The sequence below is a fragment of the Dyadobacter sp. CY323 genome (assembly GCF_021390245.1).
In the GTDB taxonomy this organism is placed as follows: Bacteria; Bacteroidota; Bacteroidia; order Cytophagales; family Spirosomataceae; genus Dyadobacter.
The window spans coordinates 22,640-48,259 of the sequence record NZ_JAJUXH010000017.1 but is presented as its reverse complement, the minus strand read 5'-3'; the positions used below and the strand labels follow the sequence as shown (position 1 = coordinate 48,259).

Here is a 25,620-nt window from a genome sequence, read left to right as displayed (position 1 = left end):
CGATCAAGTGCTACGAATCTTTATCCTGACCACCTTTTATTTCTGTTTAATCGTCTCACAAGCCTTTGCCCAGAAACCTAACGAAAACTACCAATATCACATTCACTCTGCTGTTTCACCGCTGAATATCGATGGAGTAGCCGATGACATTGCCTGGTCGACTGCCGAAACTGCCAAGGATTTTTTCATGATCACCCCCATGGACACGAGTTTCTCGCGCTGCCAGACGGAAGTGAAAATGTGTTACGATAAAAACAATCTCTACATTCTCGTAATCAATTACAAGCCCATTAAAGGCTCAATCATCGTTGAATCGCTCAAAAGGGATTTTTCATTTGGAAAAAATGATAACTTCCTTTTGTTCATGGACACCTTCGACGACAAGACGAATGGCTTTTCTTTTGGGGCAAATGCAGCTGGCGCTCCGTGGGACGGCCAGCAGGGAGATGGTGGCACGGTGGATTTGAGCTGGGACAATAAATGGGTAAGTTCTGTAAAAAATGATGATGACAAATGGGTTTGGGAAGCAGCCATTCCCTTCAAAAGCATCCGGTATAAGCCGGGTATCACCCGCTGGGGGATCAATTTCAGCCGGCAGGACCTGACCATTTCCGAAAAATCCGCATGGGCGCCCGTTCCAAGGCAATTCCCTTCGGCTTCGCTTGCATATACCGGCGTACTGGTCTGGGATGTTCCGCCACCGAATCCGGGACCTAACATTTCGGTAATCCCATATGCCGCTACCCGCATGACCAGAGATCATCAGAAAGATACTCCTACCAAATTTAAACCCACTGTTGGAGGCGATGTCAAGATCGGGCTGACACCTTCATTAAACCTCGATTTGACAGTAAATCCTGACTTTTCGCAGGTGGATGTGGATGTTCAGCAGACGAACCTCGATCGTTTTGAGCTGTTTTTCCCTGAACGCAGGCAGTTCTTCCTTGAAAATGCAGACCTTTTTGCCAATTTCGGGTACGCTACCATTCGGCCATTTTTCTCGCGACGGATCGGTTTAGGTGTGCCCATCCAGTTTGGTGCGCGTATGAGCGGGAAAATCAATAAAAACTGGCGTATCGGTGCCCTGGATGTGCAAACAGGCTCGTCTGATTCGCTGACACCCCGGAACAATTACGCGGTTTTTGCCTTGCAAAGACAACTCCTCGCCAGGTCAAACGTGCGGTTTATTTTTGTCAATAAAGACGCCACCAACTATTCGCTCGACAGACATTCGGCTACCAACCGTTATAACCGGAATGTTGGGGCTGAGTTTAACCTTGCCAGCTCAAAGAACCTCTGGACAGGTAAAGTGATGGTTTTGAAGTCGTTCACGCCGGGGAAATCTACCGATGATTTTACGCATGCCGCGGATCTGAAATTCAACCGCGCCAACTTTTTCTGGCAATGGCAGCATGAGTATGTGGGGAAAAATTACAATGCCGAAGTCGGTTATGTGCCCAATGCAGTGCGTATGGGGTATTATAAGATCAGCCCAAATGTCGGATATTTGTTTTTTATCAAAAATCCGAAGATCATCAGTCACGGGCCGAAGCTGATTAACAACACATTCTGGGACAAAAAATTTGATCTCAGCGACCGCGAATTTAATCTTTCCTACAATCTCAATTTCATCAACCGGGCGACCGTGGCAGTATGGACGTCAAACACATACGTTCGTTTGCTACGCCCATTTGATCCTACAAACCTCGGTGGAAGTACATTAGCAACCGGTACCGAGCATCACTGGAAAGCCGTCGGGTTTGACATTGTTTCCGGCCCGCAAAACCGGCTTACCTTCCTGACTTCGGGGATTTTTGGAGGGTATTATCAAAATGGGCATCGGAATAACCTCCGCGCCGAACTTGGTTACCGTGTTCAGCCTTATGTAGCGATTACAATGGCGGGAAATTACAACGACATTCGTTTGCCCGAGCCTTGGGGCCGCACGCAGCTCTGGCTGGTTGGGCCGCGCGTGGATTTCACTTTTACGAACAGGCTCTTCTTCACCACATTTATGCAATACAACAATCAGGCTGACAATATCAACCTGAATGCGCGTCTGCAATGGAGGTACAAGCCGGCTTCCGATCTGTTTATCGTATATACCGACAACTATCTGCCGGAGAATTTCAAAGTGAAGAACCGGGCGATCGTGTTGAAATTTACGTATTGGTGGAATTTGTAATTATTAATAAAACACCTCGATGTTCTTGCTTTTCAGAAGCCCTAGCTGCTGGCTGTACTTTTGCTCGGTATTTTCTTTTACAAATGGATTGCCCCGCAGATAGAGCTTGTCCAACTTATTAATTTTCAGAAGTTGTTCCGGAAAGTCAGGAAAGTTGTTTGAAGATAGGTCCAGTTCTTTCAGATTGGTGAATGAGATCAGTTCCGCGGGAAAGTTGGTAAACCAATTGTAGCCTAAGTCCAGGATCGCCAGGTTCTGCATTTCCACAATTTGCTTTGGAAGCTTGCTCAAATGGTTGTGATGCGCATATAATGTATGCACTTTTTGCAGTTTGTTGATCTTCGCCGGCAACGCGGTCAATTGGTTATAGGAAACCGCGAGATGTGTCAGTCGCTTCAACTTGGTAATGCTCTCGGGCAGGAGTTCCAGTTTGTTATAATACAGATCAAGAACTTCCAGATTCTTCATTTTCTTAATACCCTTGGGCAAAACTGCGATGTCAGAACGATAAAAGTTGAGATCCCGCACTTGTTTCAAACGTCTGAAACTGCCCGACGATAATTCCGTTAATGCGTTTCCGCCCAGCCAGAGAGCTGTCAGCTTCTTGCATTTTCTTGCGGCTGTGGGAATATTGGTCAGCTTGTTATCTTTCAAATTCAGAAGATCCAGCGATGCGTTTTTAGTGAGCTTTAAACCCTCATTCCCAATCTGATTACCCTGCAAATGCAGCTGCCTGAGTTTTGGAAGCCGTTTCATATCAATGGAAATCGTCTTTAATTCATTTCCACCCAGATACAGTTCCTCCGCATTCCTGAACCTGTAAATGACGTCCGGCACCGTTTGCAGTTCAAGCTGGTTCAGATAGATGTATTTGATTTTCAAGGTGTCGATGACTGAAAGTGCAGATTTTATATCAACCACAGAACTGTCCGATCGCTTCACATCACGACGTACAAACTGCTGCTTTCCGATATTTCGGACTGTCGTGAGCTGAAATGCCTTTCCCGACGGATTGGCTACTTTGAAGCCATTGAAATGTTCGAAAAGCGCATTTTCCGTAAGCTTTCGAAGTGAATCCTGATTATACTTTTCATTAGCCTGAACGTCAAAAATGACATAGTCGGTCTCCCCGGATGCATTGACAAATACCTGAAGAAAAAGGCCGATTCCCGTACTCGGGGCAACCGGAAAAGCAATCTTCGCCATTTTGTCGACCTGGTCGAAAATTGCTTTCGAGGATTCCTTCGAAGAACCGTCGTATGCATTGGATATCTTAATGATGTCAATTCCCTTGGCAGCGGCATCTTTTGACCAGGCAACGCGCGTTTGGGCATGAACTTGCAGAAAACAAATGCTCAGGATCAGGGTGCAAATCGATTTCATAACAAACGGATAAGTTGATAATATCACAACTAAGAACTTAGTCATTATATTATACTTACTTAAATATAAAATTTGTTTGTGTTCGGAGGCAAAGACTATTTGCTCCGCTGAATCGTAAACTGGACCAGCTGCTCCAGCGATCTCCGGTGTGCAGAATCAGGAAATTCGGAAAGAAGTACACTGGCTTCCTCCACATATCGCTGCATCACTTCCTGCGCATAACTAAGGCCACCCGATTCCTTCACGAAGTTTATTACCTCGGTCACTTTCCGTGGCTTGTGGCTTTCGTTCCGGATGATGTTAATGATGTTGCGTTTTTGAAGCCAGGGAGCCTTATTTAATGCATATATCAAAGGAAGGGTCATTTTCTTTTCCTTAATGTCAATGCCGAGCGGTTTGCCGATCTCATCTTCACCATAATCAAACAGATCGTCTTTAATCTGAAAAGCCATTCCCACTTTTTCACCAAATGCATGCATGCGTTTGACAACTTCCGCCCCCGTACCCACCGAACTCGCACCTACTGCGCAGCAGGAAGCGATCAATGAAGCGGTTTTTTGACGGATGATCTGGTAGTAAACTTCTTCATTGATATCCAGCCTTCGTGCCTTTTCAATTTGAAGCAATTCACCTTCGCTCAGCTCTCTTACCGCCGTGGAAACGATTTTTAGCAGGTCAAATTCCTGATGATCCACGGATAAAAGTAAGCCTCTGGACAACAGATAGTCACCCACCAGAACGGCAATTTTATTCTTCCACAATGCATTTACGGAAAAGAAGCCGCGACGGTAGTTGGAATCGTCCACCACGTCATCGTGCACCAGTGTAGCCGTGTGCAAAAGTTCGATGAGGGCAGCCCCGCGGTAGGTGGATTCGGTGATACTTCCGCAGACCCCGGCGGAAAGAAATACAAACATGGGACGTAATTGCTTGCCTTTTCGCCTCACGATGTAATTCATAATCTGGTCGAGCAGCATGACATCACTTTTCATGAATTGACGAAATTTGTGCTCGAAAGCCTTCATTTCATCGGCAATAGGAAGTTGTATATCCTTTATTGAAAGGGTCATATTAAAGAATGCGGGCCCAAGCTCCCACCGGATATTAAAAGGACAGTGACAAAGGCTAAAGTTAGTAAGGTTACGTGATCCTGCCTTTCAACACTAATCTTCAAATTTGGAATAAAATCTTCTGTTTATATCAATTTTATTTTGAAAATGTTTAGAATTGAAGAAAATGGAATAACGGATTTTTATGAAAGCACTTGTCCTCGGTGGAGGATCAATGAAAGGGGCTTTTCAGGTAGGTGTGATCCAGGCAGTTCTGGAAAACGGGTTCGAGCCTGAAATGATTTATGGAATTTCGGTAGGTGCACTGAATACAACGTTCCTGGCAAACGAAGCCGGGAAACAAATGCAGCAAAACGAAAAAGTGGAATGGTCGCTGGCCAGCCGCAAGTTGCTCGAATTTTGGCTGAAAAATATCACCCAGCCACAGGATATATCCATTCTCCGGTCCCGCGTAAAATTGGGAGTGAGTACATTAATGAGCCGGTTTGACGGCATTGTTGATCCGGTACCTCTACACCAGCTCATCAGAAAGCATTTGCACGACGATCATCTGACCAATACGCCGGTGAAAGTGAAAGTAGGGGCTGTAAATATTGCGAGCGGAGAGATCAGGTATGTGGCCCCACGCGATCCGGATTTTGTGAAGTTTGTTTATGCGAGCTCATCGATACCCATGCTGATGCCGGCCGTGGAAATCAATCAGCAACTCTATATGGATGGGGGAATGCGCGAGGTGGCGCCTGTCAGGCAAGCGATTGAGGACGGTGCAACGGAAATTGTGCTGATCGCCTGTCATTCTCCATTGCTTTATCAGCCGGAAGGTCTCAATACCCGGAACCTGATCTCGCTCATTGAGAGGGTGAGGGACATTACCGTGAACCAGATCGTGAACAGCAATATTGCCTGGGCTGAATCTTATGTGGACAGGTCCAATTTGCGCGGAACTCCGATGAAAATTACCGTAATCCGCCCGCCAGCACCGCTTTTTCTCGATCTGCAGCATTTTGATTCCGACGATATTTCGAGGTTGATCATTGAAGGGTATCGTGCCGGAATGGAGTCTATCATGAAGTCTGAGAAAGTTTCGGAGTAACGCATTCATTATGAAATTCAAGTCCATATTTATCCTTGCCGGCCTTATCGTGTCGGCCATTCCCGCATTGGCCCAAAAACAGACCGCTTGTAATTTCAATTCCGCCGGTGCGCTCAAAGCTTACCTTAAACCAGGCAAACGTGAAATGCCGTTCATTATGGCCCATCAGGGAGGTACTGAAGATGGGCTTCCCGGCAATAGTATGGCCACTTTTGAGAAAACTTACCAGAATGTTCCTTGTGTGCTGCTGGAATTTGATGTGAGAACAACGGCAGACGGAGTACTGGTAATCTCGCACGATGACGATCTCAGTCTCAGGACTAATGCAAACGGTTTGCTGAGTAAAACGAGTTGGGAGTATGCGGGAGAGATAAAGCTGAAAGATTCGCGGGGCAGCATTACGGAATACTCAATGCCGACTTTACAGGAGCTGCTGGTATGGAGCAAAGCAAAAAACCTTATTCTGATTGTAGATAAAAAACCGGAGACGAATATCCGCAAAACGATTGATATGCTTCGTGCGAGCGGAAATCTGAATAAATCGGTTCTCATTTGTTATTCTCTGGGAGAAGCCCGGATCGCACACCAGCTGGCGCCCGACCTCATGCTGGCGGTAGGCTTTAATGATAAAAAGCTGATTGCCGCAGTTGAAAAGTCAGGGTTACCAATGGAAAATCTGGTGGCGCTCACTCCGAGAGAATTGCAGGATATGTCGTTTTACGAGAAAATACACCAGTTGAATGTGATCGCATCACTCGGTACAAATGGTAACATTGATACTCTCCAGTCATCCGTTTCCAAATCCTTATATCAAAAAATCGTCGCTAGTGGCGGACCCGATATCATTTGCACGGATAATCCGGTTTTGGTACAAAATATTTTTTATAAAAAGGAATAAATACAAAGAGCCCGGCCAAACGACCGGGCTCCTGCATTTATAACCTGACTATACCTTAATTGAAGATATAACGGATACCAATCTGTGCCTGCCAAACGTCATTGATCGTACGGCCCTTCACGAAAGCATCCTGAACCAACACGGTTTCACCATTCACAACCTGCGTTCCCATTCTGTATGAAGGAATTCCCTGCGACGAAACGCTTGCGAAGTTGAGCGGGTTGGATTGCGAGGAGTTGGAAGAAACAGTTACCTGGTTTCCAACGCCCCATTTATTGCTGATCATATTACCAACGTTGAAAATGTCAGCTCTCAGACGAATGATGTTTTTCTTTTCTTTCGCGCCAACTTTCACGTAGAAATCCTGCTCAACTGTAATGTCGAATCTGGTCAGCCAGGGATATGCACCGCCATTACGCTCGGTATATTGTCCTTTTCTTTTTGACAAATAAGGATGGTTGTCGATGTATTTCTGGAAAGCTTCTGTTTGCTGCTCCGGCGAGAATGTGTATGTTTTGCCATTTGCAGTTGTAGTAAGCGTAGAGAATGTGATTTCGGAAGCGCTGTTTGGAACGTAAAGCAAGTCGTTGTTCTGACCGTCGCCATTCAAATCCGTCGAGCTGATGTAAGAAAGCTTCGTTCCGCTGTTGGAAACGCCACCCAAAGTAAACATCGTTGCTCCGCCGAATTTACCGCCATACTCTTTGCGATAAGTTACATAACCTACAAAACGGTGACGCAAATCGTTACCGGACCATGCAAGATCCAGGTAGTTCAGGCCATTAATACCCGGCACGTTACCTTCGACTGTACTGGATACTGAAGCAATGTCTTTTGCTTGTCCGTAAGTATAACCGATCATTCCACCGAAGCCGCGGGTCGCTGCTTTTTCAAGTTTACCTGTGATTGAGTACGAGTAACCTTTGTTTGTGTTGGTCAAAACGTAAACGTTAGAAACATCTGTATTGATCAACCGAGCAGGGTTAACTGCCGCACCCGACAAGCCGGAAGCCGGGAAGCGGTCGCGTTGGTCGGGACCTGCAAACTGTGCCGTAGGCGCTTTCAGGTTCACGTCGATGTAGCGGAGTGCATTGTAATTTTTGTTTAAAATCCCTTCAACAGTTGCAATTACGCCCCAGCCCAATTGCTGATCGATACCAATGTTGCTTTTCCAAACTTGCGGAAATTTCAGGTTTTCATCGGATGCATTAACCTGATATCCGCGCAATGGAGCCGATGAGGTGGGGTTGTAACGTGATGGATCCAATGTAAATGGATATGCAGTCGTGTTGTTCCCAACGATCGTCGCAGAGTTCACCCCGTTGTTACCCAATTGGTTGGAGATCAAAACGTAAGGAATTCTTGACAAGAACAAACCGGTTCCACCGCGAACCTGCGTAGTGCGGTTTCCTTTTACATCCCAGTTGAAACCGATACGCGGCGACAGATAAACGCGCGCTTTCGGGACATTACCCGTATTTACATTATAAGGTGCGCCGGCAGGATCTTTGAATTCTATCGCAGCCACTTCTGCATTATAATATTGTTTTGATGTATTCGGGATCGTGATGTAATCGCCACGAAGACCGGCTGTAAGCTTGAAATTCGGCGTAACCTGGTATTCATCCTGAACATACAAACTGATCGTCTGCGTTTTGAACACCTGCCAGGGTGCCGCGCCGCCCGGAAGCAATGAGTAGCGGTAGTTGAAACGAACCAATGTGTCCGGCGCGACCGTCAGATTTGGATTAGCCAGATATGCATTGGCTGCATTCTTGAAATCCTGGATCGATTTGAATACATAAACTCCATTCGAAGTCGGGAAGAACAGGTTGTTCGACTTGAAATATTCGTAAGATGCGCCGGCAGTCAATGTGTGCTTTCCTGCGAAATACGTCAGGTTATCCGTGATATTCAGCGTAGAGTAATCCAGTCTGTTGTTTGGTGTAAATGGATCAGAACCGATTGTGGTGTATGTCGATCCGTCTTTCTGGATTTCAACCGTCGGGAAGATCGGCGCTTTATACTTTCTGTCCTCAATTTGCTTGTTGAATGTACCGATCAGGTTGTTCGCAAATTTTCCGCCGAAATTGGAGTTCAGTTCAGCTACGAAAGAACGCGTGTTATCCTGGATAATGTAGCCCGTATTTTCAGGTGAAATGGCTGAAAGTGAGTTGGTACGGTTACCGAAACCAGCTGTGTTGCTACTGTTGCTCTGGCTGATCAAAACGTCAGAATCAGAATCGTGGTGCGAGTAACGAACAGTCAGCTTGTGCGCGTCGCTGATGTTGTAGTCAATGCGGCCTAGGAATTTGTTACTCTTGTTCTCATTGTTGAAACCGTCGATCGCACCGATATTGTAGTCGAATTTCTCTTTCATGAATGCGCCAAGATCTTCCAGATCAGCGGCAGTAGTACGCGAAACGTTATCTCCTTTTTGTCCGCGGTTAAGCACGAAATCCAATGCCGGGCTTGACCGTTTTACAAACTCTCCGTTAACAAAGAAGAAAAGTTTGTTTTTAATGATCGGGCCACCAAGACGGAATCCTGTAGTTTTCTCATTAAACTCGGTGACATTGATCTTGTTACCGTCAGTCTTATCACCCGCAAGGCTTTTGTTTTTGAAAAAGTGAAAAACAGAACCCGAAAATTCATTTGTTCCTGAACGCGTTACCGCATTAATACCCGCTCCCGCAAAACCCGACTGGCGAATGTCATAAGGTGCGATATTGATCTGAACCTCTTCAATGGCGTCCAGAGAAATGGCAGAAGAACCTGTCCGGCCACCTGCTGCTGCTTCGTTACCCAATCCAAATCCATTGTTGAAAACCGAACCGTCGATGGTAAAGTTATTGTAACGGCTGTCCTGGCCACCAAATGAGCGGCCATTGCTGTACGCATTGTATTTGGTAATGTCGTTCAGCGTTCTACCCAAAGTCGGCAGGCTGGTTATCAACCCTTTATTAAATGTAGTGGCAGCTCCTGTCCGGTCAGAACTGAAGATGTCGCTTCCCGCGCCCGTTACGACCACCTCGCTTAATTGGGTACCGCCGTCCTGCAGATCGAAATTGACGTTTGCCGCAGTTCCCAGGTTCGCGTAAATGTTCTCCTGCGATTTGTCATTAAATCCAACAAAAGAAACAGTGACCGTGAAAGGTCCGCCGACCCGAACTGCCGGGATCGTGTAAAGTCCCTGCTCGTTGGTAATGGAGCCATACTTCGTTCCGGATGGCGTGTGAATGGCGACAACAGTCGCCCCTGGCAGAGCCTCGCCTTTAGTGTCTGTAACCCGGCCAGTAATTGCAGATGAAGTAACCTGGGCCATTACATCCGGCCCGAATAACGTTAATAGAAGTGATACCAGCGTCAAACACGCTGCCCTGAAAAGTAAACTTTTCCCGTTCATAAATTTGGTGGTTTGTTTTTGTACTCGAAGGATCATCGGTACCGATGAATAAATATTTGTTGCAAAATAATACCTTTTTTCATTTAGAAACAAAAACCTAAATCCTACTAAAATGCAATACTACTCGTCGTAACTACTTGACCTGTTGGAATAATGCAGAATTCTGTAACAATACTTCAATATTTTAGCCTTTGCCCGATTACTAAAATTTTGTTAATAATTGGCTAACAAGTTGTAAACCGGATTTAAACAATTTAAACTGCCTTTTGTAAATATTTTGTCTTAAAAAAGAGGTACCAAAACAAGGTATATGATGTAATTGTTAAATTTCGAATGGACGAGTGGCGGCCTTCCCGAAAATCGTAGCACTTTTGCAGATGATTATCCCCACGATGTATGCAACTCAACTTTAAACAAATAGGAGAAGAAGGAAAGCCGATGATCATCCTGCATGGCGTGTTTGGCCTGTTGGACAATTGGCTTGGAATTAGTAAAACCATCGCAGATCGTGGTTTCCGGGTGTTTCTGGTAGACCAGCGAAATCATGGCCGCTCCCCGCATGAAAGTCCGCTTACCTTCCCCGCAATGGCGGCTGATTTGAAAGAATTTATCGATCAGCAGCATTTGGAAAACCCGATCCTGATTGGACACTCGATGGGAGGGAAAACCGTGATGGAGTACGCGGTCACATATCCCGGCACATTTGAAGCACTGGTAGTCGTGGACATCGGGCCGAAAGCCTACCCGATCCATCATAAGAGAATTCTTGAAGGTTTAAATGCGATTCCGATCGATACGATCGAAAGTCGGAATGAGGCTGATGAAATATTGAGCCAATACGAGCCCATCCCCACCGTAAGACAGTTTTTACTGAAGAATCTGTACCGGAAAGATGAAGGTGGATTTGGCTGGCGGTTTAATCTGCCCCTGCTCACTACCGACATGGCCAAAGTAGGCACGGAAATAAAATCCGATCAACGCATCGAGACGCCTGTTCTTTTCATACGCGGCGAGAAATCCAACTATATACTTGACGAAGATCTGGAAGGCATCCAGGATCTTTTCCCAAATACGAGGCTGCAAACCATTGAAAATGCCGGCCATTGGGTACAAGCTGAGCAGCCAAAGGAATTTGTGGCGGTACTGATGAAATTTTTAGACGAAGTTATCTGACGTATTTTTCCCGAAAACCCAAGCAGGACGAGATAATGAGCTGGTTACCGGTCAATGAAAGATCCCAGCTCGGGCAGTAGACGCAGTTCACCCGAGCGCAAAGCGGATTGGCCGGTATCGCCGTCTGTGGTTTAATGTCCATTAAATTACCATTGATGACCAGTGATTTGGGGGCGCAGCATCTGGGAGAACCGTCGCCATATAAAATTAAGCCATCGCCTCTGAAAATAAGAGTATCTGCCTGTGCGGCGGGAACAGGTTCCCATACATTTTTATTATCTATGGATGATCTTTCCACCGCAACCAGTTTCCATGTACCTGATATGGTGCTGGCGAAAGCAGCCGGATTATCCAATGTATCCATGCTATCGTTTTTACAAGCAAACAGAACGGTCAATATCAGGGATATATATAAAAGCCTTTTCATTGTTTTATTTTTGTACTTCCCATATGATTCCGTTTTTGGCCATTTGGTTGGAACGAATTGATAATTATAATCTCTTATGAATGAATCGGGTATACTCCTTTATTTGATACCAACCATACTCGCAGACGGAACTCAGGATGCAGTAATCGGCCCCGAAATCCGTAACGCGATACGTAATCTCGATGTATTTTTTGTAGAAAACGTGCGGACTGCCAGGCGTTTCATCAGCAGCTTAAAACTGGGCAAAGTGATTGACGATCTGACTTTTATAGAATTGAATAAGGATACTCCGGAAGATGCTACCCGCGATGCATTAACAAAACTAAAACAGAGTGCCGGAGTGATTTCAGAAGCTGGCTGTCCGGGCGTTGCCGACCCGGGTGCGGTGGCGGTGCATTATGCGCATCAGCTCGGAATAAAAGTAGTTCCGCTCGTGGGACCGTCTTCCATTTTACTTGCATTGATGGCATCGGGCATGAGCGGGCAATCTTTCACATTTCACGGGTATTTGCCAATTGATAAAATACTGCGAAAAAAAATGATTCAGGGTTTGGAACGGGATGCGAGGCAAAAGCTGCAGACGCAAATTTTCATGGAAACCCCATTTCGCAATAATCAACTTTTGGAAGCCGTTTTGGATACATGTGCACCTGAAACACTTCTTTGCATAGCGTCGGACATTACCTCTGAAAATGAATTCATTGCCACACATTCCGTAAAAAACTGGAAAGCAAAAAAGCCCGATCTGCACAAAAAGCCGGTTATATTTTTGATTGGGTAATGAAATTTGTTTCCAACCAATCCACAGATAAACTGATCTGACAGGTAATAATCCATTTTTTAGTACTCAGTTCATTTACTTAAAACCATGAAAAAATCGATTTTGTGTGCCGGTTTGGCAATTACGCTACTGATGTCAGCCTGCAATGACGACACGCTCGACGCCATTACCACCGTGGATTCGAGCTTCGAAACTTCTGCAGACGGCTGGGCGTCCGAGCTCGCGGAGTATTCGACCGAGACAGACACGGCAACCATCCAGTTCAGATCGGGCCGCACCAATTTGCCTGCCGGACTTGACGTCAAAAAGTTTGCCTACATGCTGCAGGCTCAGAACCGGAGCGATGACATGTTTATGTATCTCAAGAAGAAAATCACAGGCCTGGTGCCAAATGGCACTTATAGTGTTGTTTTTGATCTTGACCTGGCAACCAAGTACTCGGAGGGCGCTCCCGGCGCAGGGGGTTCCCCTTCATCATCGGTTTACATTAAAGCCGGCGCTTCCCCGGTAGAACCTGCGAAAAAGCTTGTTAACAAGTTCTATGAATTTACATTGGATAAAGGTCAGCAAGCCAATGAAGGAAAAGATGCGGTCCTGCTGGGGAATGCGAGCAATGGTCTGGAAGAAGAAAAATATGCGATTGTAAAAAGGTCTAATGCAGACAAGCCTTTCACGGTTAAAGTGAATGCACAAGGAGAGTTGTGGCTGTTTATCGGAAGCGATTCCGGTTTCGAGGGGCTGAATACACTGTATTTTGACCGGGCAAAAGTAACCATTAAAGAAGTAGCAGTAAATTAAGGCTTCCCTTTCATGCGAGAACGCCATTCTGTTTCGGCAGGATGGCGTTTTGTTTTTACATCTCATCCCCGACAAGTCGTTTGCGAAGTGTTTTGTAACTTCGCATCTCTGTTAAACACGCAAAAGACTGCTCGATGGTACAAGTTCAAAGCTTTGTTTTTAATCCTTTCTCTGAAAATACATACCTGCTTTTTGATGAAACCAAAGAAGCCATCATCATCGATCCGGGCTGTCATGACAGGTCGGAACTGGCGGAACTATCCAATTTCATCGAGGTAAATGCATTGAAACCGGTGCAGATTGTAAATACCCACGCCCATATTGACCACGTTCTCGGCATTGCTGCATTAAAGCGGAAATACAACATTCCATTTGCACTGCATAAATCCGACGAACCATTACTAAAAGCAGTAAAAACATACGCGTCGAATTACGGATTTTCACAATTTGACGAGCCGGAAATCGATTCCTATCTTGTGGAAGGTGAAACCGTAAAATTTGGAAATACCGAACTGAAGATCATTTTCGTTCCGGGCCACGCGCCGGGGCACGTCGCGTTTGTAAGTGAGGCGGCGAAGTTTGTGATCGGTGGCGACGTACTTTTCCGGATGAGCATTGGCAGAACGGACCTGCCGGGAGGAGATCACCAGACACTGCTATCCAGCATTCAGACGCAACTTTTTACATTACCCGACGATTATAAGGTGTACGCAGGCCATATGGAGCCCACCACGATCGGGTTTGAGAAGAAAAACAATCCTTTCTTTAAATAACCCACAAATCCTCCGAAAATGATCCGTCGAAATATTCCAAATGCATTTACCTGCGGAAATCTCCTATGTGGTTGCATTGGTGTAGTGGAGGCTTTTCATAACAACCTTTTGTTATCCTGTGTGCTGATCGGCGTGGCCCTGATCTTCGATTTTTTCGATGGTTTTTTAGCCCGGATACTTAAAGTGAGCTCGGCGATCGGAAAAGACCTCGATTCGCTGGCGGATATGGTGACCTTTGGCGTACTTCCTTCCATTATTGTATATCAATTACTGATGCAAAGCATTCCCGACCTTTTTGGCATCTGGAAAGCTTACGCAGCAATGATCATCGCCATTTTTTCGGCGATCAGACTTGCCAAATTCAACAACGATCCGCGCCAGTCGGATTCGTTCATCGGGGTACCGACGCCTGCAAACGCCATGCTGATCGCCTCCCTCCCGCTGATTGTTCACACGCAGGGAGAGTTTTGGAAGGATATTATTATCAATACCAATAACCTGCTGATTTTAACGGTCGTCATGTCATATCTCCTGGTGATGGAAATGCCTTTGATCGCGCTGAAATTCAAAAACTTCGGATGGAGAGGAAACGAGGCGAGGTATATCCTGATACTCGCCACTGTAACACTACTGATCTCATTGAAAATTCTGGCTATCCCCGTCATACTGATCTTGTACATTCTGCTGTCGGTTGCTGAAAACATCCGAAAAAGAAAAAGTTGACTTTGGAACAGAACCTTTTTGTTGCAAATTTGCAATTTACCATGCAACCGATTGTACTTTTAGCATTACTTTTTTAATTATATGGCATTCTCGCGAATTACTGGTCTGGGTTATTATGTTCCTGGCAACGTGGTAACAAACAATGACCTGACCCAGTGGATGGAGACTTCCGACGAATGGATCCAGGAGAGAACGGGAATCCGGGAGAGACGTTATTTCGAATACGGAAAAGACACCAATTACAGCATGGCCACCGCTGCATCGCGACAAGCTTTGGAGCGGGCCGGTATCACGCCAAACGAAGTGGATGTGATCGTGTATGCTACCATTACTCCTGACTATTTTTTCCCGGGTTCCGCATTTCTGATGCAGCGGGAATTGGGAATGGACGGAAAACCGGTTATCGACATCCGGGAACAATGCTCGGGCTTTGTATATGCACTTTCCATTGCCGATCAGTTTATAAAATCAGGCATGTACAAAACCGCTCTGGTGGTGGGTTCCGAGATACAGTCATCCTGGATCGACAGAAGTACTGCCGGCCGCAATACTGCCGTGATTTTCGGTGATGGAGCTGGTGCAGCTGTTCTGACGGCAACCAACGATCCACAACATTGTATATTATCTACACACCTGCACGCAGACGGGCGTTATGCGGAAGAATTATTTGTTCGTGAGCCGGGTAGCAGTCGTCCTGGCCGGGCTGCAACGAAGGAGATGATTGACGAAGGAGGTTTTAATGTTTATATGAATGGAAACGCAGTCTTTAAACACGCGATCATCCGGTTCGGGGAAGTGATCGGCGAAGCTTTAAAGGCAAATGGATACGAAGCCTCCGACCTGGACTTGCTCGTACCGCATCAGGCCAATATCCGCATCAGCGATTATGTTAGGCAGCAACTGGGATTATCTGAATCACAGGTAGTTAACAACTTGCAGCGCTTCGGAAACACAACGGCAGCGTCCATTCCTATCGCATTATCGGAAGCGTGGGAAGAAGGGAAATTGAAAGAAGGAGATTTACTTTGCCTAGCCGCTTTTGGAAGTGGGTTTACCTGGGCGTCTGCATTAATAAAATGGTAGTGAACCACTTAGTATTGACCAACCGAAAGCATTACTAATGTACAGGCTTCTATTGGTATGATATTTTTATCAAGTAAGATATTTTTAAAATCAGGGTTCTCGGTGCCGGGGTTAAAAATGACGCGTTTGGGATTTAAAGAGGTAATATAATCGTAGTATTCGGGTTGGTGGCTGGGGTTGATGTACAAAGTGACTGTATCCACATCTTTCCAATCTGTTTTCTCAGTTTTAATTTCTTCTCCAAAAGCAAACCCTTTTCTCCGGCCGACCATTAAAATCGGATGTCCGTAATTCCTGAGTTTTTGAGCAGCCAGATAAGCGTATCTGGAAGGATTTGAAGATGCTCCAATGATCAGCGTCCGTTTCATAACCTTTGATTTAGTGAAAAATTGAGAATCGTGGTCCCGATGCTAGAACAGCTAACGCCAGTAAAATCGTTTCCTGCGGCAGAACGGGATCAGGTGAATAACCCTATTTGACAGACAACCTTTTAATACCATATTTTTATATCCTTATCAAAATGAATGAGTTAAATGTAAGTCGGAGTTTCTGGAACGAAAAGTGGGCAAAAATTAAATTCGACGAAATCGAGAACGCTCCTCATTACGAAGTATCCAATTATGGCAGGTTGAAAAGCTTTCAGAATAACCCGAAAGAAGGTGTGGTAATCAAAGGATCGGTGATCCAGGGATACCGCTCGCTGAATATCCGGGTTTCAGGCGGGAAAACTATAAATCGTTATGTTCACAAGCTGGTTGCAGAGCATTTTACAGACAAGCCAAGCGCAGAGCACAATTTCGTCATCCACCTGGATTTTGAAAAGCAGAATAACCACTATGAAAATCTCAAATGGGTTACGAAGGCCGAAATGATCGAGCACAATCGCGAAAATCCTGCATTCATTAATCGTGTGATTCCGAGGAGGACCAAAAATTACAAGCTGACTGAGAGTAAGGTGCGGATTATCAAGAAGTTGTTGAAAAATGATAATAACCGTCTTAAAATGATCGCCAAACAGTTTGGAATTACACATACGCAATTGAACCGGATCAGGTCAGGGGAAAACTGGAAACATGTAACCGTCGAAGACTAGCTTGCTACTTAATTGGTTTGTCCAGGGTTGAAACCGTATAGCCGCTCCCGTTCAGCCCATCTTCATAATCCACCGATACACCGATCACGTACATCAGGTGACGCTTGTCGATCAATACTTTTATTCCCTCGACAAGATACGTTTGGTCATGCTCCGTAGCGGTATCAAATCCGAGCAGGAACGAGCCGCTGCAAGCTCCCCCACGCAAACCTACCCTGAGCCCGTACGTATCGGGAATCTTGTTGGCTTCTAATGTTGTTCTTATTTCGAGCTTGGCTTTTTCAGTAAGTTGGATCGGACTTTCCAGCATATTTCTTCAATCTTATTTTACTAATAAAGGCTAACACGATTTAGCCCGGTTCCATTCGGCGATTCGAAAAAAATCTGCTTAATCGTGGCAATCCATTAATTTTGCACTTCATTTAACAAACGACTTCGCTCCAATGGAAATTTATGTCGCAATTGCAGTAGTACTTTGCGTAGCCATGTTCACATTCGGTATTTACCTGACTGTAACTACCGTTTTGGATAAATTATCAGAGAGGCAGAAATGGGATATTAGAAGTAAAAATACAGAAATAACACTCCCGCTCCGGATTCAGGCTTATGAACGCATGTGTCTGTTCCTTGAACGCATTATCCCCAGCAATTTGCTTTTGCGTCTGGTCCCCTCGGCAATGAGCGCATTGGAACTGCAACATATTTTATTGCAGGAAATCCGTGACGAATATAACCATAATGTAGCCCAGCAACTTTACATGAGTAACCACGCGTGGGAACAGGTCACAAATGCAATGAACGAAACGGTAGCCATCATCAACCAGGCTGCACTGGAAGTCAACCCGGAAGCCGCGCCTTCCGATCTGGCAAAGAAGATTTTTTCACACGTAATAGAAAAAGAAATCCAGCCAGCAACACATGCGTTGAAGGTATTGAAAGAAGAAGTGAGGACGATATTTTGATTAGCTGTTAGCTGTTAGCCTTAGCTATTAGCCTTTTCACATTGCTGATCGACAGTTGACTGTAGATGGTCGCCAACAATAGTGATCAAAACCTCATTGCCACATTAACTCAAAAAAGCTAAAAGCCAATAGCTAACAGCCAAAAAACAAATGCTCTACCCAAATACACTAGAACAAAAATTAGGTTTCGATAAACTGAGGGAACGACTGAACGAAGCTTGCATTAGTACGCTCGGGCAAAGTTTTGTAGAGAAGATCAAGTTTTCCGAGAATTTTGGACTGGTTGAAAAACTTGTAAGCCAGACTGCGGAAATGCAGCGCATTCAGGAGATCGGTGAAAATTTCCCTTCCCAGAACTATATTGATGCGACACCTTATCTGAAAAGGGCTGCGATCGAGGGCATGCTCCTCACCCAGCCAGAGTTTTCAGACCTGAAAGCTTCGTTACAAACCATTCGTCTTTGTCTGCGATTTTTCGAAAATCAGGAACCGGAATCGTATCCTATTTTGGGGGAATATGCCAAAACAATCCGGGTTGAAAAGTCGATTACGGACGCAATCGACCGCATTATCGATGACCGAGGGCAGATCCGGGACTCGGCTTCTTCTGAACTTTCAAGAATAAGAAAGCGGCTCATTTCAGAACAGTCGGGAATCCGAAAAAAACTGGATACGATCCTGAAATCGGCAAAAAGCAATGGCTGGATCGGTGACGATACTTCTCTGACGATTCGTAATGGAAGGATGGTAATACCGGTTGCAGCTGAGCACAAACGCAAGTTACGCGGCTTTATTCATGACGAATCGGCCACCGGCCAGACTGTTTTCATTGAACCGACGGATGTTTTTGAATCCAATAATGAGATCCGGGAGCTGGAATACGAGGAACGTCGCGAGATAAACAGAATACTCCTGGAACTGACTGCCCGGCTTCGGCCATTTGTGCCGGATTTGCAAAAAGCGTACGGGTTTCTCGGTTTAATGGATTTTCTCCGCGCCAAAGCAAAACTGGCTGCTGAAATGGGCGCGATTAATCCGCCATTTTTGAACCAGCAATTTATTGACTGGAAAGACGCGAGACATCCTCTACTTCATTTATCATTCCAAAAACAGGGAAAGAAAGTGGTGCCGCTCAACATTGAACTGCGTGATAAGCAACGTATTCTGATCGTTTCCGGGCCAAATGCAGGAGGTAAATCGGTATCGTTAAAAACAGTCGGGCTGATCCAGTATATGTTTCAATGCGGCTTGTTGGTACCAGTTGCAGAAGGTTCGTCCATGGGTTTTTTCCAAAATATTTTCATTGATATCGGTGACGAGCAATCGCTGGAAAACGACCTGAGTACATATAGCTCGCATCTTACCAACATGCGGCATTTCCTGACGCTCGCAAACCGGCGCACGTTGTTTCTGATAGACGAGTTTGGTACAGGAACAGAGCCGGGACTCGGCGGGGCGATTGCTGAGGCGATCCTTGAAAATCTTACAAAATCGGGGGCATATGGTGTGATCAATACGCATTATACCAACCTGAAAGTACTGGCTGACAAAACGGATGGTCTCGTAAATGGCGCAATGCGATTTGATGGCGAGCATCTGGAACCACTTTATCAACTTGAAATCGGTCGGCCTGGAAGTTCTTTCGCATTCGAAATTGCTTCCAAGATCGGTTTGCCGGACGCGGTAATCAACCGCGCAAAAGAGAAACTGGGGACCCAGCAGGTGAATTTCGAGAAATTATTGAAGGAGCTTGATATTGAAAGAAGGGTTTTTGCGGAGAAAAACATTGAGATCGGCATTAAGGAACGTAAACTGACCAAGCAGCTGGCAGATTATACTTCTTTAAAGGAAGGCCTCGAAAACAATGAGAAGAAAATTGTAAATGAGGCGAAACTGAAAGCGAAAAATTTGATTTCCGATGCCAATCAGCTCATTGAAAATACAATTCGCGAAATCAAGGAAAACAAGGCCGAGAAAGAGAAAACCAAAACAGTCCGCACGCAACTCGAAAGTTTTGGGAAACAAAAACTGGAATTGGAGGAAGTTGCAGAAACGGCGCCCGTTGAAGATGTTTATGAACCAGAAAGTGGTGCGATTGTTCCCGGGAGTTATGTCAGGATTCTTGGTCAGACTGCGATCGGCGAGGTAATATCTGTGAAAGGCAAAGACGTAGAAATCCGGATCGGTGATTTGAAATCAAACATTAAGCTGAACCGGCTCGAAAAAGTCTCAAACAAAACCTATAAAACAGCCACCGGCGAGAAAAAGCTGAAAACCGCCACCAAAGGCGTGGACCTGAACGAGCGGATGCTGAATTTCAGCTTTAACCTGGATATGCGCGGAAAACGTGGCGAAGAAGCGCTGGGGTTGGTCGACCAGTTTATGGATAATGCGATTATGCTGGGTTACGATGAACTGAGGATCGTTCACGGAAAGGGCGACGGCATTCTTAGAACTTTGGTAAGAAACCATTTGCGCGGCTACTCGCACGTTAAAGGAATGCAGGACGAACATCCCGACCGGGGCGGAGCCGGTGTTACTATCGTGAAGCTAAAATAAGGTCCCGGGCATTAAAACAAAAAGGGTAGGCGATTCAATTTCGCCTACCCTTTTTGTTTTGTTATCACGATGTTACAATTGCGGCTGTTCCGCAACTTTCACTTCGTCCACAGCACCCGGTTTAGGATTTCCAGCCCAGAACCACAGTACCGCAAATGCTACAATCAGAATAATCGGGAAAGTCAACATGGTAGATAACGTCGCCTGTCCGGCAGCTAACTCCAACGCAGGACCTGTCACTCCTTGTGCCTCATATTCAGCATGAGCGGAATCAATCCAGCGACCGATAAACGGCTGGAAGATTGAAGTTGAAAGCATACCTACGCCACCGATAATGGACATACCCAAAGCACCGCTCAAAGGAACGCGCTGCGCAACGAAACCGATCACAGTAGGCCAGTTGAAACATACACCCAGTCCGAAAATAACAGCCGCCACATACGCGATCGGACCCGTTACAGTACTGAACATATAAATTCCGATTGCAGCTAAAACGGCACCAAAAAGCAAAATACCAGTCTGCCCAACCACATCCACTACCGGACCTGTGAAAAGCCTTCCCACTGTCATTACTCCGAAGGTTAATGCCAACACCAACATCGGATCTGCGCCGCTGCTGCTCAAAACCACATTTACCCATTGGTTAGGACCAAACTCGGTAATCGCCGTCAACGCCATGCAACAGAATATGAAGATATATAAAGGAGTAAGCATGGCCTGGAAATTCTTGGCCAACGAAGTTACTCCCTCTACTTTTGGTCTTGGAAATGCCTGTCCAAAGAACAGGAATGCATATACCACAGTAGGTATCATCAGAACCCAGATCTGAGTCTGCCATGAAGAACCCGCGTCAGTCATAAACTTGGAGATCAGGCTACCGATCACGATTCCACCAGGGAACCACATGTGGAACCGGCCCAGCATTTTGTTCAGTTTGCTGCTGGGATACATATCCGCGATCATCGGGTTACATGCTGCCTCAGTACATCCATTACCAAAACCGATGAAAAACGTGGAAACCAACAGACCCATGTACCCACCTGCATAAATTGTCAGCAAAATCCCCAGCGTATGGGCCACCAGAGCCACCTGCATAATAATTTTCGGCCCGATGGAGTGATAAACAATCCCCCCAATGATCATCGAGATCGGGAAACCAAAAAAGAACATGGAGTTGATAAAGCCCAACTGCTCGGCGGTCAGGCCAAATTCGGTCCCCAATTGAGGAAGAATTCCCGCCCTGATACTAAATGAAAAGGCAGTAGTGATGATGGCAAGACAACTGGCATTAAAAAGTCTGCCGCTGTTAATGGTTTGCGTCATGAGACAAAAAGGGTTTGGTTATTTGAATTGAATGATTTAAATGTACGAGCGTTGTTTTATTTAACAATTTCTCAGAAAAAACAAATTTATACCTATTCTACTGCTTTTACTTCCATTGAGGCCGGGTATTCTGAGCGTTAAATTTATATTTGTAAGAAGTAAGAGTAATCTATACTACTCTTATTAACCTAAAATCTTTTCAAAACTTTAAACCAACTGGAATGTCAAGAAAGATCAGAATGGGCATGGTAGGTGGCTCCCTCGATGCGTTTATTGGAGGGGTTCACCGTCGTGCAGCGATCATGGACGGAGAAATCGAACTTGTTTGCGGCGCATTCAGCTCCGATCCTGCCAAGTCCAGAGAAACAGGAAAAGCATTGTACCTCCCAGAAGAAAGGGTTTACAATGACTTTGAGGAAATGATTTTGAAGGAAAAGCAATTGCCTCTGGGAGAAAGAATGGATTTTGTTGCCATTGTTACCCCAAACCACGTACATCACGCTCCGACGAAACTGGCCCTTGAAAACGGGTTTCATGTTGTTTGTGATAAACCAATCACATTAAATATAGAAGAAGCAGAAGAAATTGCCGCATTGGTCGAAAGTACCGGTTTGCTGTTTTGCCTGACACATAATTACACGGGTTATCCCATGGTGAAGGAAGCCCGGCAGATGATCGCGTCAGGTGCTATCGGCGAGATCAGGAAGGTGATCGTCGAATATCCGCAAGGCTGGCTGGCGACGCTGGTGGAAGTAACGGGTAACAAGCAGGCTGCATGGCGCACGGACCCAAAAAGATCCGGTGCCGCCGGAGGTTTGGGGGACATTGGTACGCATGCCGAAAATCTCGCTGAGTACATCACAGGCTTGAAAATCTCCCAGGTTTGCGCCGACCTCACCATTTTTGTCGAGGGGCGTTTGTTGGATGATGACGCGAACGTGCTGCTTCGTTTCAACAATGGGGCGAAGGGAATTTTGCAGAACAGCCAGATCGCCAACGGAGAAGAAAACGATCTGAATATCCGGGTGTATGGAGAAACTGGCGGGCTGCAATGGAAACAAATGGAGCCTAATACCTTGATACACAAAACAAATCAGGGAGTGAGAGTGATCCGCACAGGTGTTGGCAATTTGTCGAAGGCTGCGCAGGTCCACACCCGTATTCCAGCCGGACATCCCGAAGGTTATTTTGAGGCATTTGCGAATCTCTACCGGAATTTTGCGATTCATTTGCGTGCCTACTGGGAAGGCCGGAATGCCGATCCGGTTTATGATTACCCATCTGCGCAGGAAGGTTTGCGGGGGATGAAGTTCATTAATGCCGTCATTGCTTCAAATAATTCGGAAACAAAGTGGACGGATTTATAAAGTAAATTTTTCACCTAATCATTCAATACCCGTTTATGAACAAAATTAAAGTTGGCGTCGTTGGTACCGGTTTCATTGGACCCGCACACATTGAGGCCCTGAGACGCCTGCCTAATGTAGAAGTTGCCGCACTTTGCGAAGTAACGGCTGAGCTGGCAAAGGAAAAAGCCGACGCGCTCGGTATCTCGCGCTCCTACACTTTCGACGAACTGTTAAAACAAGACGACATCCAGTCAATCCATATTTGTACGCCGAATTTCCTGCATTATTCGCAGTCGAAGGCTGCATTACTTGCCGGCAAACATGTGATTTGTGAAAAACCTCTTGCAAAAGATCTGGCCGAAGCAGAAGAACTGGTTGCATTAGCTGCTCAAACCGGATTGGTGAATGCAGTACACTTCAACTTGCGGTACTATCCGCTGGCCCGCCAGATGAAATCCATGCGCGAAAAAGGAGAGCTGGGTGAGATCTATTCATTTATCGGATCTTATTTGCAGGACTGGCTTTTCTACGAAACGGATTATAACTGGCGTCTTGAACCAGACAAATCGGGCGATTCCCGCGCGATTGCAGACATTGGGTCTCACTTAATGGATATTCTTGAATACATTACCGGACTAAAAACGGTAGCGGTAATGGCCGATTTTAACACCATTCACAAAACACGCAAAAAGCCGCTTAAAGCTGTGGAAACCTATTCGGGTAAAATGCTGCAGCCGGAAGATTACGCCGATGTCCCCATTAATACGGAGGATCATGCAAACGTCTTGCTACGTTTCGACAATGGCAGCAAAGGTGTAATTACCGTCTCACAAGTTTCGGCGGGACGTAAAAACCGGATGTCACTGGAAATTTCGGGTTCTAAAAAGACTTTCAGCTGGACTTCGGAGTCGCCTAACGAAATGTGGATCGGGAACCGCGACAAAAGCAATGAAATTCTGTTGCGTGACCCATCGCTGGTAAACGAAGATGTTAGATCAACGATCACCTTCCCAGGCGGCCACAACGAAGGTTTTCCGGATACTTCAAAACAAATGTTCAAGGAAGTATACGCAGCGATCGCCGCAGGCAAACAACCAGAAAATCCGACCTACCCTACTTTCGCAGACGGGTACCGGGAGTTATTGATTTGTGAGAAGATTTTGGAAAGTAACAGGTCGCAGGGCTGGGTAACGATTTGAATTTGTTTTTTGTGAGATGTAAGATGTGAGATGTGAAAAGTAAGATGTAAGATGTGAGATGTGAGATGTGAAAAGTAAAAAACACATTTCACATTTCACATTTCACATTTCACATCTCACACTTCACATTTCACATCCCACACTTCACATTTTACATCCCACACTCCACATTTCACAAAAAACCATCTCACAAAGCCACTCATTCAACATAAAAAAACATGAAAACAATAAAAGGACCCGGAATCTTTCTTGCCCAATTCCTTGGTGACGAAGCTCCGTTTAATACACTTGATTCCATTGCCGATTATATGGCGGCTTTGGGTTACAAAGGTTTGCAGCTTCCTACCTGGGATCCGCGGGTGATTGATGTGAAGCAATGCGCCGAGTCGCAGACTTACGCTGACGAATTGAAAGGAAAGCTTGCTGACAAAGGTTTGGAGATCACGGAACTTGCCTCACATATCATTGGTCAGCTTGTGGCTTCACATCCGGTTTACGATGAAATGTACGATGGTTTTGCAGTTCCCGAAGTTCGCAACAATCCGAAAGCCCGCGCTGAATGGGCTACGCAGCATTTGAAATATGTGGCGCAGGCGAGCCGCAGACTGGGTTTGGGCGCGAGTGCTACATTCTCAGGCGCATTAGCGTGGCCATTTCTTTATCCCTGGCCACAACGTCCGGCCGGACTGGTTGAAACCGCATTTAAAGAATTGGCTGCCAGATGGAAGCCGATTTTGGATGTTTACGATGAAAATGGCGTGGATGTGGCGTACGAGCTGCACCCGGGCGAAGATCTTTTCGACGGATCTACATTTGAAATGTTTGTGGATTATCTGGACGGTCACACCCGCGCCAATATCAATTACGATCCAAGTCATTTTGTTTTACAACAACTTGACTATCTGCAATTTATTGATCTCTATCACGACCGGATCAAAGCATTTCACGTCAAGGACGCTGAGTTTAATCCATCGGGAAAACAAGGTGTGTACAGTGGTTTTGCAGGCTGGGCCGATCGTGCGGGACGTTTCCGTTCCTTGGGCGATGGTCAGGTGGATTTCAATGGAATTTTCTCGAAGCTGTCACAATACGATTATGGCAGCTGGGCGGTTCTCGAATGGGAATGCTGCATTAAATCGCCGGTTCAGGGAGCAGCGGAAGGTGCGCCTTATATCGAGGGACATATTATTGAGGTTACAACAAAAGCATTCGACGACTTTGCAGGCACAGGTGCTGACGAGGCATTCAACCGCAAAGTTTTAGGTCTGTAATTGTCAAATCAACAAGTATATTAAAAACCTATCTTTCTTATGGAAGATAGGTTTTTTGCTTAACCACTTAT

At 45.7% G+C, this 25,620-nt stretch carries 22 protein-coding genes; 15 read left to right on the top strand and 7 right to left on the bottom strand.

The window, feature by feature from the left end; translation table 11 throughout:
- Window positions 1-7: 7 nt before the first annotated feature.
- Window positions 8-2,185 (top strand): DUF5916 domain-containing protein, encoded by a 2,178-nt coding sequence (locus LZG72_RS21185; protein ID WP_233876866.1) that lies wholly within the window; start codon window positions 8-10, stop codon window positions 2,183-2,185.
- A gap of 3 nt (window positions 2,186-2,188) precedes the next feature.
- On the opposite strand, the gene LZG72_RS21180 is transcribed toward LZG72_RS21185, so the two are convergent.
- Window positions 2,189-3,568: a leucine-rich repeat domain-containing protein gene (locus LZG72_RS21180; RefSeq protein WP_233876865.1), complete on the bottom strand. Its 1,380-nt coding sequence runs from the start codon at window positions 3,566-3,568 to the stop codon at window positions 2,189-2,191.
- A gap of 95 nt (window positions 3,569-3,663) precedes the next feature.
- Window positions 3,664-4,638, bottom strand: coding sequence for a polyprenyl synthetase family protein (locus tag LZG72_RS21175; RefSeq protein ID WP_233876863.1), 975 nt, complete (start codon window positions 4,636-4,638; stop codon window positions 3,664-3,666).
- A 184-nt stretch (window positions 4,639-4,822) separates the two neighbouring features.
- Here LZG72_RS21175 and LZG72_RS21170 point away from each other — a divergent pair, with 184 nt between their 5' ends.
- Complete coding sequence (locus LZG72_RS21170; protein WP_233876861.1) at window positions 4,823-5,731, top strand: patatin-like phospholipase family protein; 909 nt, start codon at window positions 4,823-4,825, stop codon at window positions 5,729-5,731.
- A 10-nt stretch (window positions 5,732-5,741) separates the two neighbouring features.
- Window positions 5,742-6,629, top strand: coding sequence for a glycerophosphodiester phosphodiesterase family protein (locus tag LZG72_RS21165; RefSeq protein WP_233876859.1), 888 nt, complete (start codon window positions 5,742-5,744; stop codon window positions 6,627-6,629).
- Between the two features lie 55 nt (window positions 6,630-6,684).
- On the opposite strand, the gene LZG72_RS21160 is transcribed toward LZG72_RS21165, so the two are convergent.
- Window positions 6,685-10,035, bottom strand: a complete 3,351-nt coding sequence (locus tag LZG72_RS21160) for a carboxypeptidase regulatory-like domain-containing protein (protein WP_233876857.1) — start codon at window positions 10,033-10,035, stop codon at window positions 6,685-6,687.
- 396 nt (window positions 10,036-10,431) lie between these two features.
- Between LZG72_RS21160 and LZG72_RS21155 the strand changes: the two genes are divergently transcribed.
- The gene (locus LZG72_RS21155; protein WP_233876855.1) at window positions 10,432-11,208 is read left to right on the top strand and encodes an alpha/beta fold hydrolase; all 777 of its coding nucleotides are present in this window, start codon (window positions 10,432-10,434) and stop codon (window positions 11,206-11,208) included.
- Here LZG72_RS21155 and LZG72_RS21150 read toward each other — a convergent pair.
- Window positions 11,201-11,635 carry a hypothetical protein gene (locus LZG72_RS21150; protein WP_233876853.1) on the bottom strand — a complete coding sequence of 145 codons (435 nt, stop codon included), beginning with the start codon at window positions 11,633-11,635 and terminating at the stop codon, window positions 11,201-11,203. The genes LZG72_RS21155 and LZG72_RS21150 overlap by 8 nt on opposite strands.
- Before the next feature lie 76 nt (window positions 11,636-11,711).
- On the opposite strand from LZG72_RS21150, the gene LZG72_RS21145 reads away from it, so the two are divergent.
- The 5 genes from LZG72_RS21145 to LZG72_RS21125 all read left to right on the top strand — a co-directional run bounded on the left by LZG72_RS21145 (window position 11,712) and on the right by LZG72_RS21125 (window position 15,793).
- Window positions 11,712-12,416, top strand: coding sequence for an SAM-dependent methyltransferase (locus LZG72_RS21145; RefSeq protein ID WP_233876851.1), 705 nt, complete (start codon window positions 11,712-11,714; stop codon window positions 12,414-12,416).
- Between the two features lie 87 nt (window positions 12,417-12,503).
- Window positions 12,504-13,214, top strand: a complete 711-nt coding sequence (locus LZG72_RS21140; RefSeq protein ID WP_233876849.1) for a hypothetical protein — start codon at window positions 12,504-12,506, stop codon at window positions 13,212-13,214.
- 134 nt (window positions 13,215-13,348) lie between these two features.
- Window positions 13,349-13,987 (top strand): MBL fold metallo-hydrolase, encoded by a 639-nt coding sequence (locus tag LZG72_RS21135; RefSeq protein ID WP_233876847.1) that lies wholly within the window; start codon window positions 13,349-13,351, stop codon window positions 13,985-13,987.
- Window positions 13,988-14,005: 18 nt separating this feature from the next.
- On the top strand, window positions 14,006-14,710 hold the full coding sequence (pssA, locus tag LZG72_RS21130; RefSeq protein WP_233876845.1) for a CDP-diacylglycerol--serine O-phosphatidyltransferase: 705 nt from the start codon (window positions 14,006-14,008) through the stop codon (window positions 14,708-14,710).
- 81 nt (window positions 14,711-14,791) lie between these two features.
- Entirely contained in the window at window positions 14,792-15,793 is a 1,002-nt protein-coding gene (locus LZG72_RS21125) for a 3-oxoacyl-ACP synthase III family protein (protein WP_233876843.1), read from the top strand.
- 8 nt (window positions 15,794-15,801) lie between these two features.
- On the opposite strand, the gene LZG72_RS21120 is transcribed toward LZG72_RS21125, so the two are convergent.
- Window positions 15,802-16,161: a CoA-binding protein gene (locus LZG72_RS21120; RefSeq protein ID WP_233876841.1), complete on the bottom strand. Its 360-nt coding sequence runs from the start codon at window positions 16,159-16,161 to the stop codon at window positions 15,802-15,804.
- A 152-nt stretch (window positions 16,162-16,313) separates the two neighbouring features.
- On the opposite strand from LZG72_RS21120, the gene LZG72_RS21115 reads away from it, so the two are divergent.
- Window positions 16,314-16,886, top strand: a complete 573-nt coding sequence (locus LZG72_RS21115) for an NUMOD4 domain-containing protein (protein WP_233876839.1) — start codon at window positions 16,314-16,316, stop codon at window positions 16,884-16,886.
- Between the two features lie 4 nt (window positions 16,887-16,890).
- On the opposite strand, the gene LZG72_RS21110 is transcribed toward LZG72_RS21115, so the two are convergent.
- The gene (locus LZG72_RS21110) at window positions 16,891-17,193 is read right to left on the bottom strand and encodes an iron-sulfur cluster assembly accessory protein (RefSeq protein ID WP_233876998.1); all 303 of its coding nucleotides are present in this window, start codon (window positions 17,191-17,193) and stop codon (window positions 16,891-16,893) included.
- 136 nt (window positions 17,194-17,329) lie between these two features.
- Between LZG72_RS21110 and LZG72_RS21105 the strand changes: the two genes are divergently transcribed.
- Entirely contained in the window at window positions 17,330-17,848 is a 519-nt protein-coding gene (locus LZG72_RS21105) for a hypothetical protein (RefSeq protein ID WP_233876837.1), read from the top strand.
- Between the two features lie 150 nt (window positions 17,849-17,998).
- The gene (locus LZG72_RS21100; RefSeq protein ID WP_233876835.1) at window positions 17,999-20,407 is read left to right on the top strand and encodes an endonuclease MutS2; all 2,409 of its coding nucleotides are present in this window, start codon (window positions 17,999-18,001) and stop codon (window positions 20,405-20,407) included.
- 72 nt (window positions 20,408-20,479) lie between these two features.
- Here the strand turns inward: LZG72_RS21100 and LZG72_RS21095 are convergent, their stop codons facing one another.
- Complete coding sequence (locus tag LZG72_RS21095) at window positions 20,480-21,730, bottom strand: sugar MFS transporter (RefSeq protein ID WP_233876833.1); 1,251 nt, start codon at window positions 21,728-21,730, stop codon at window positions 20,480-20,482.
- 239 nt (window positions 21,731-21,969) lie between these two features.
- Here LZG72_RS21095 and LZG72_RS21090 point away from each other — a divergent pair, with 239 nt between their 5' ends.
- From LZG72_RS21090 to LZG72_RS21080, 3 genes are all read left to right on the top strand, one after another.
- The gene (locus LZG72_RS21090; RefSeq protein ID WP_233876996.1) at window positions 21,970-23,097 is read left to right on the top strand and encodes a Gfo/Idh/MocA family protein; all 1,128 of its coding nucleotides are present in this window, start codon (window positions 21,970-21,972) and stop codon (window positions 23,095-23,097) included.
- Window positions 23,098-23,132: 35 nt separating this feature from the next.
- Window positions 23,133-24,278, top strand: a complete 1,146-nt coding sequence (locus LZG72_RS21085) for a Gfo/Idh/MocA family protein (RefSeq protein WP_233876831.1) — start codon at window positions 23,133-23,135, stop codon at window positions 24,276-24,278.
- Between the two features lie 218 nt (window positions 24,279-24,496).
- Complete coding sequence (locus LZG72_RS21080) at window positions 24,497-25,549, top strand: sugar phosphate isomerase/epimerase (RefSeq protein WP_233876829.1); 1,053 nt, start codon at window positions 24,497-24,499, stop codon at window positions 25,547-25,549.
- Window positions 25,550-25,620: the final 71 nt, after the last annotated feature.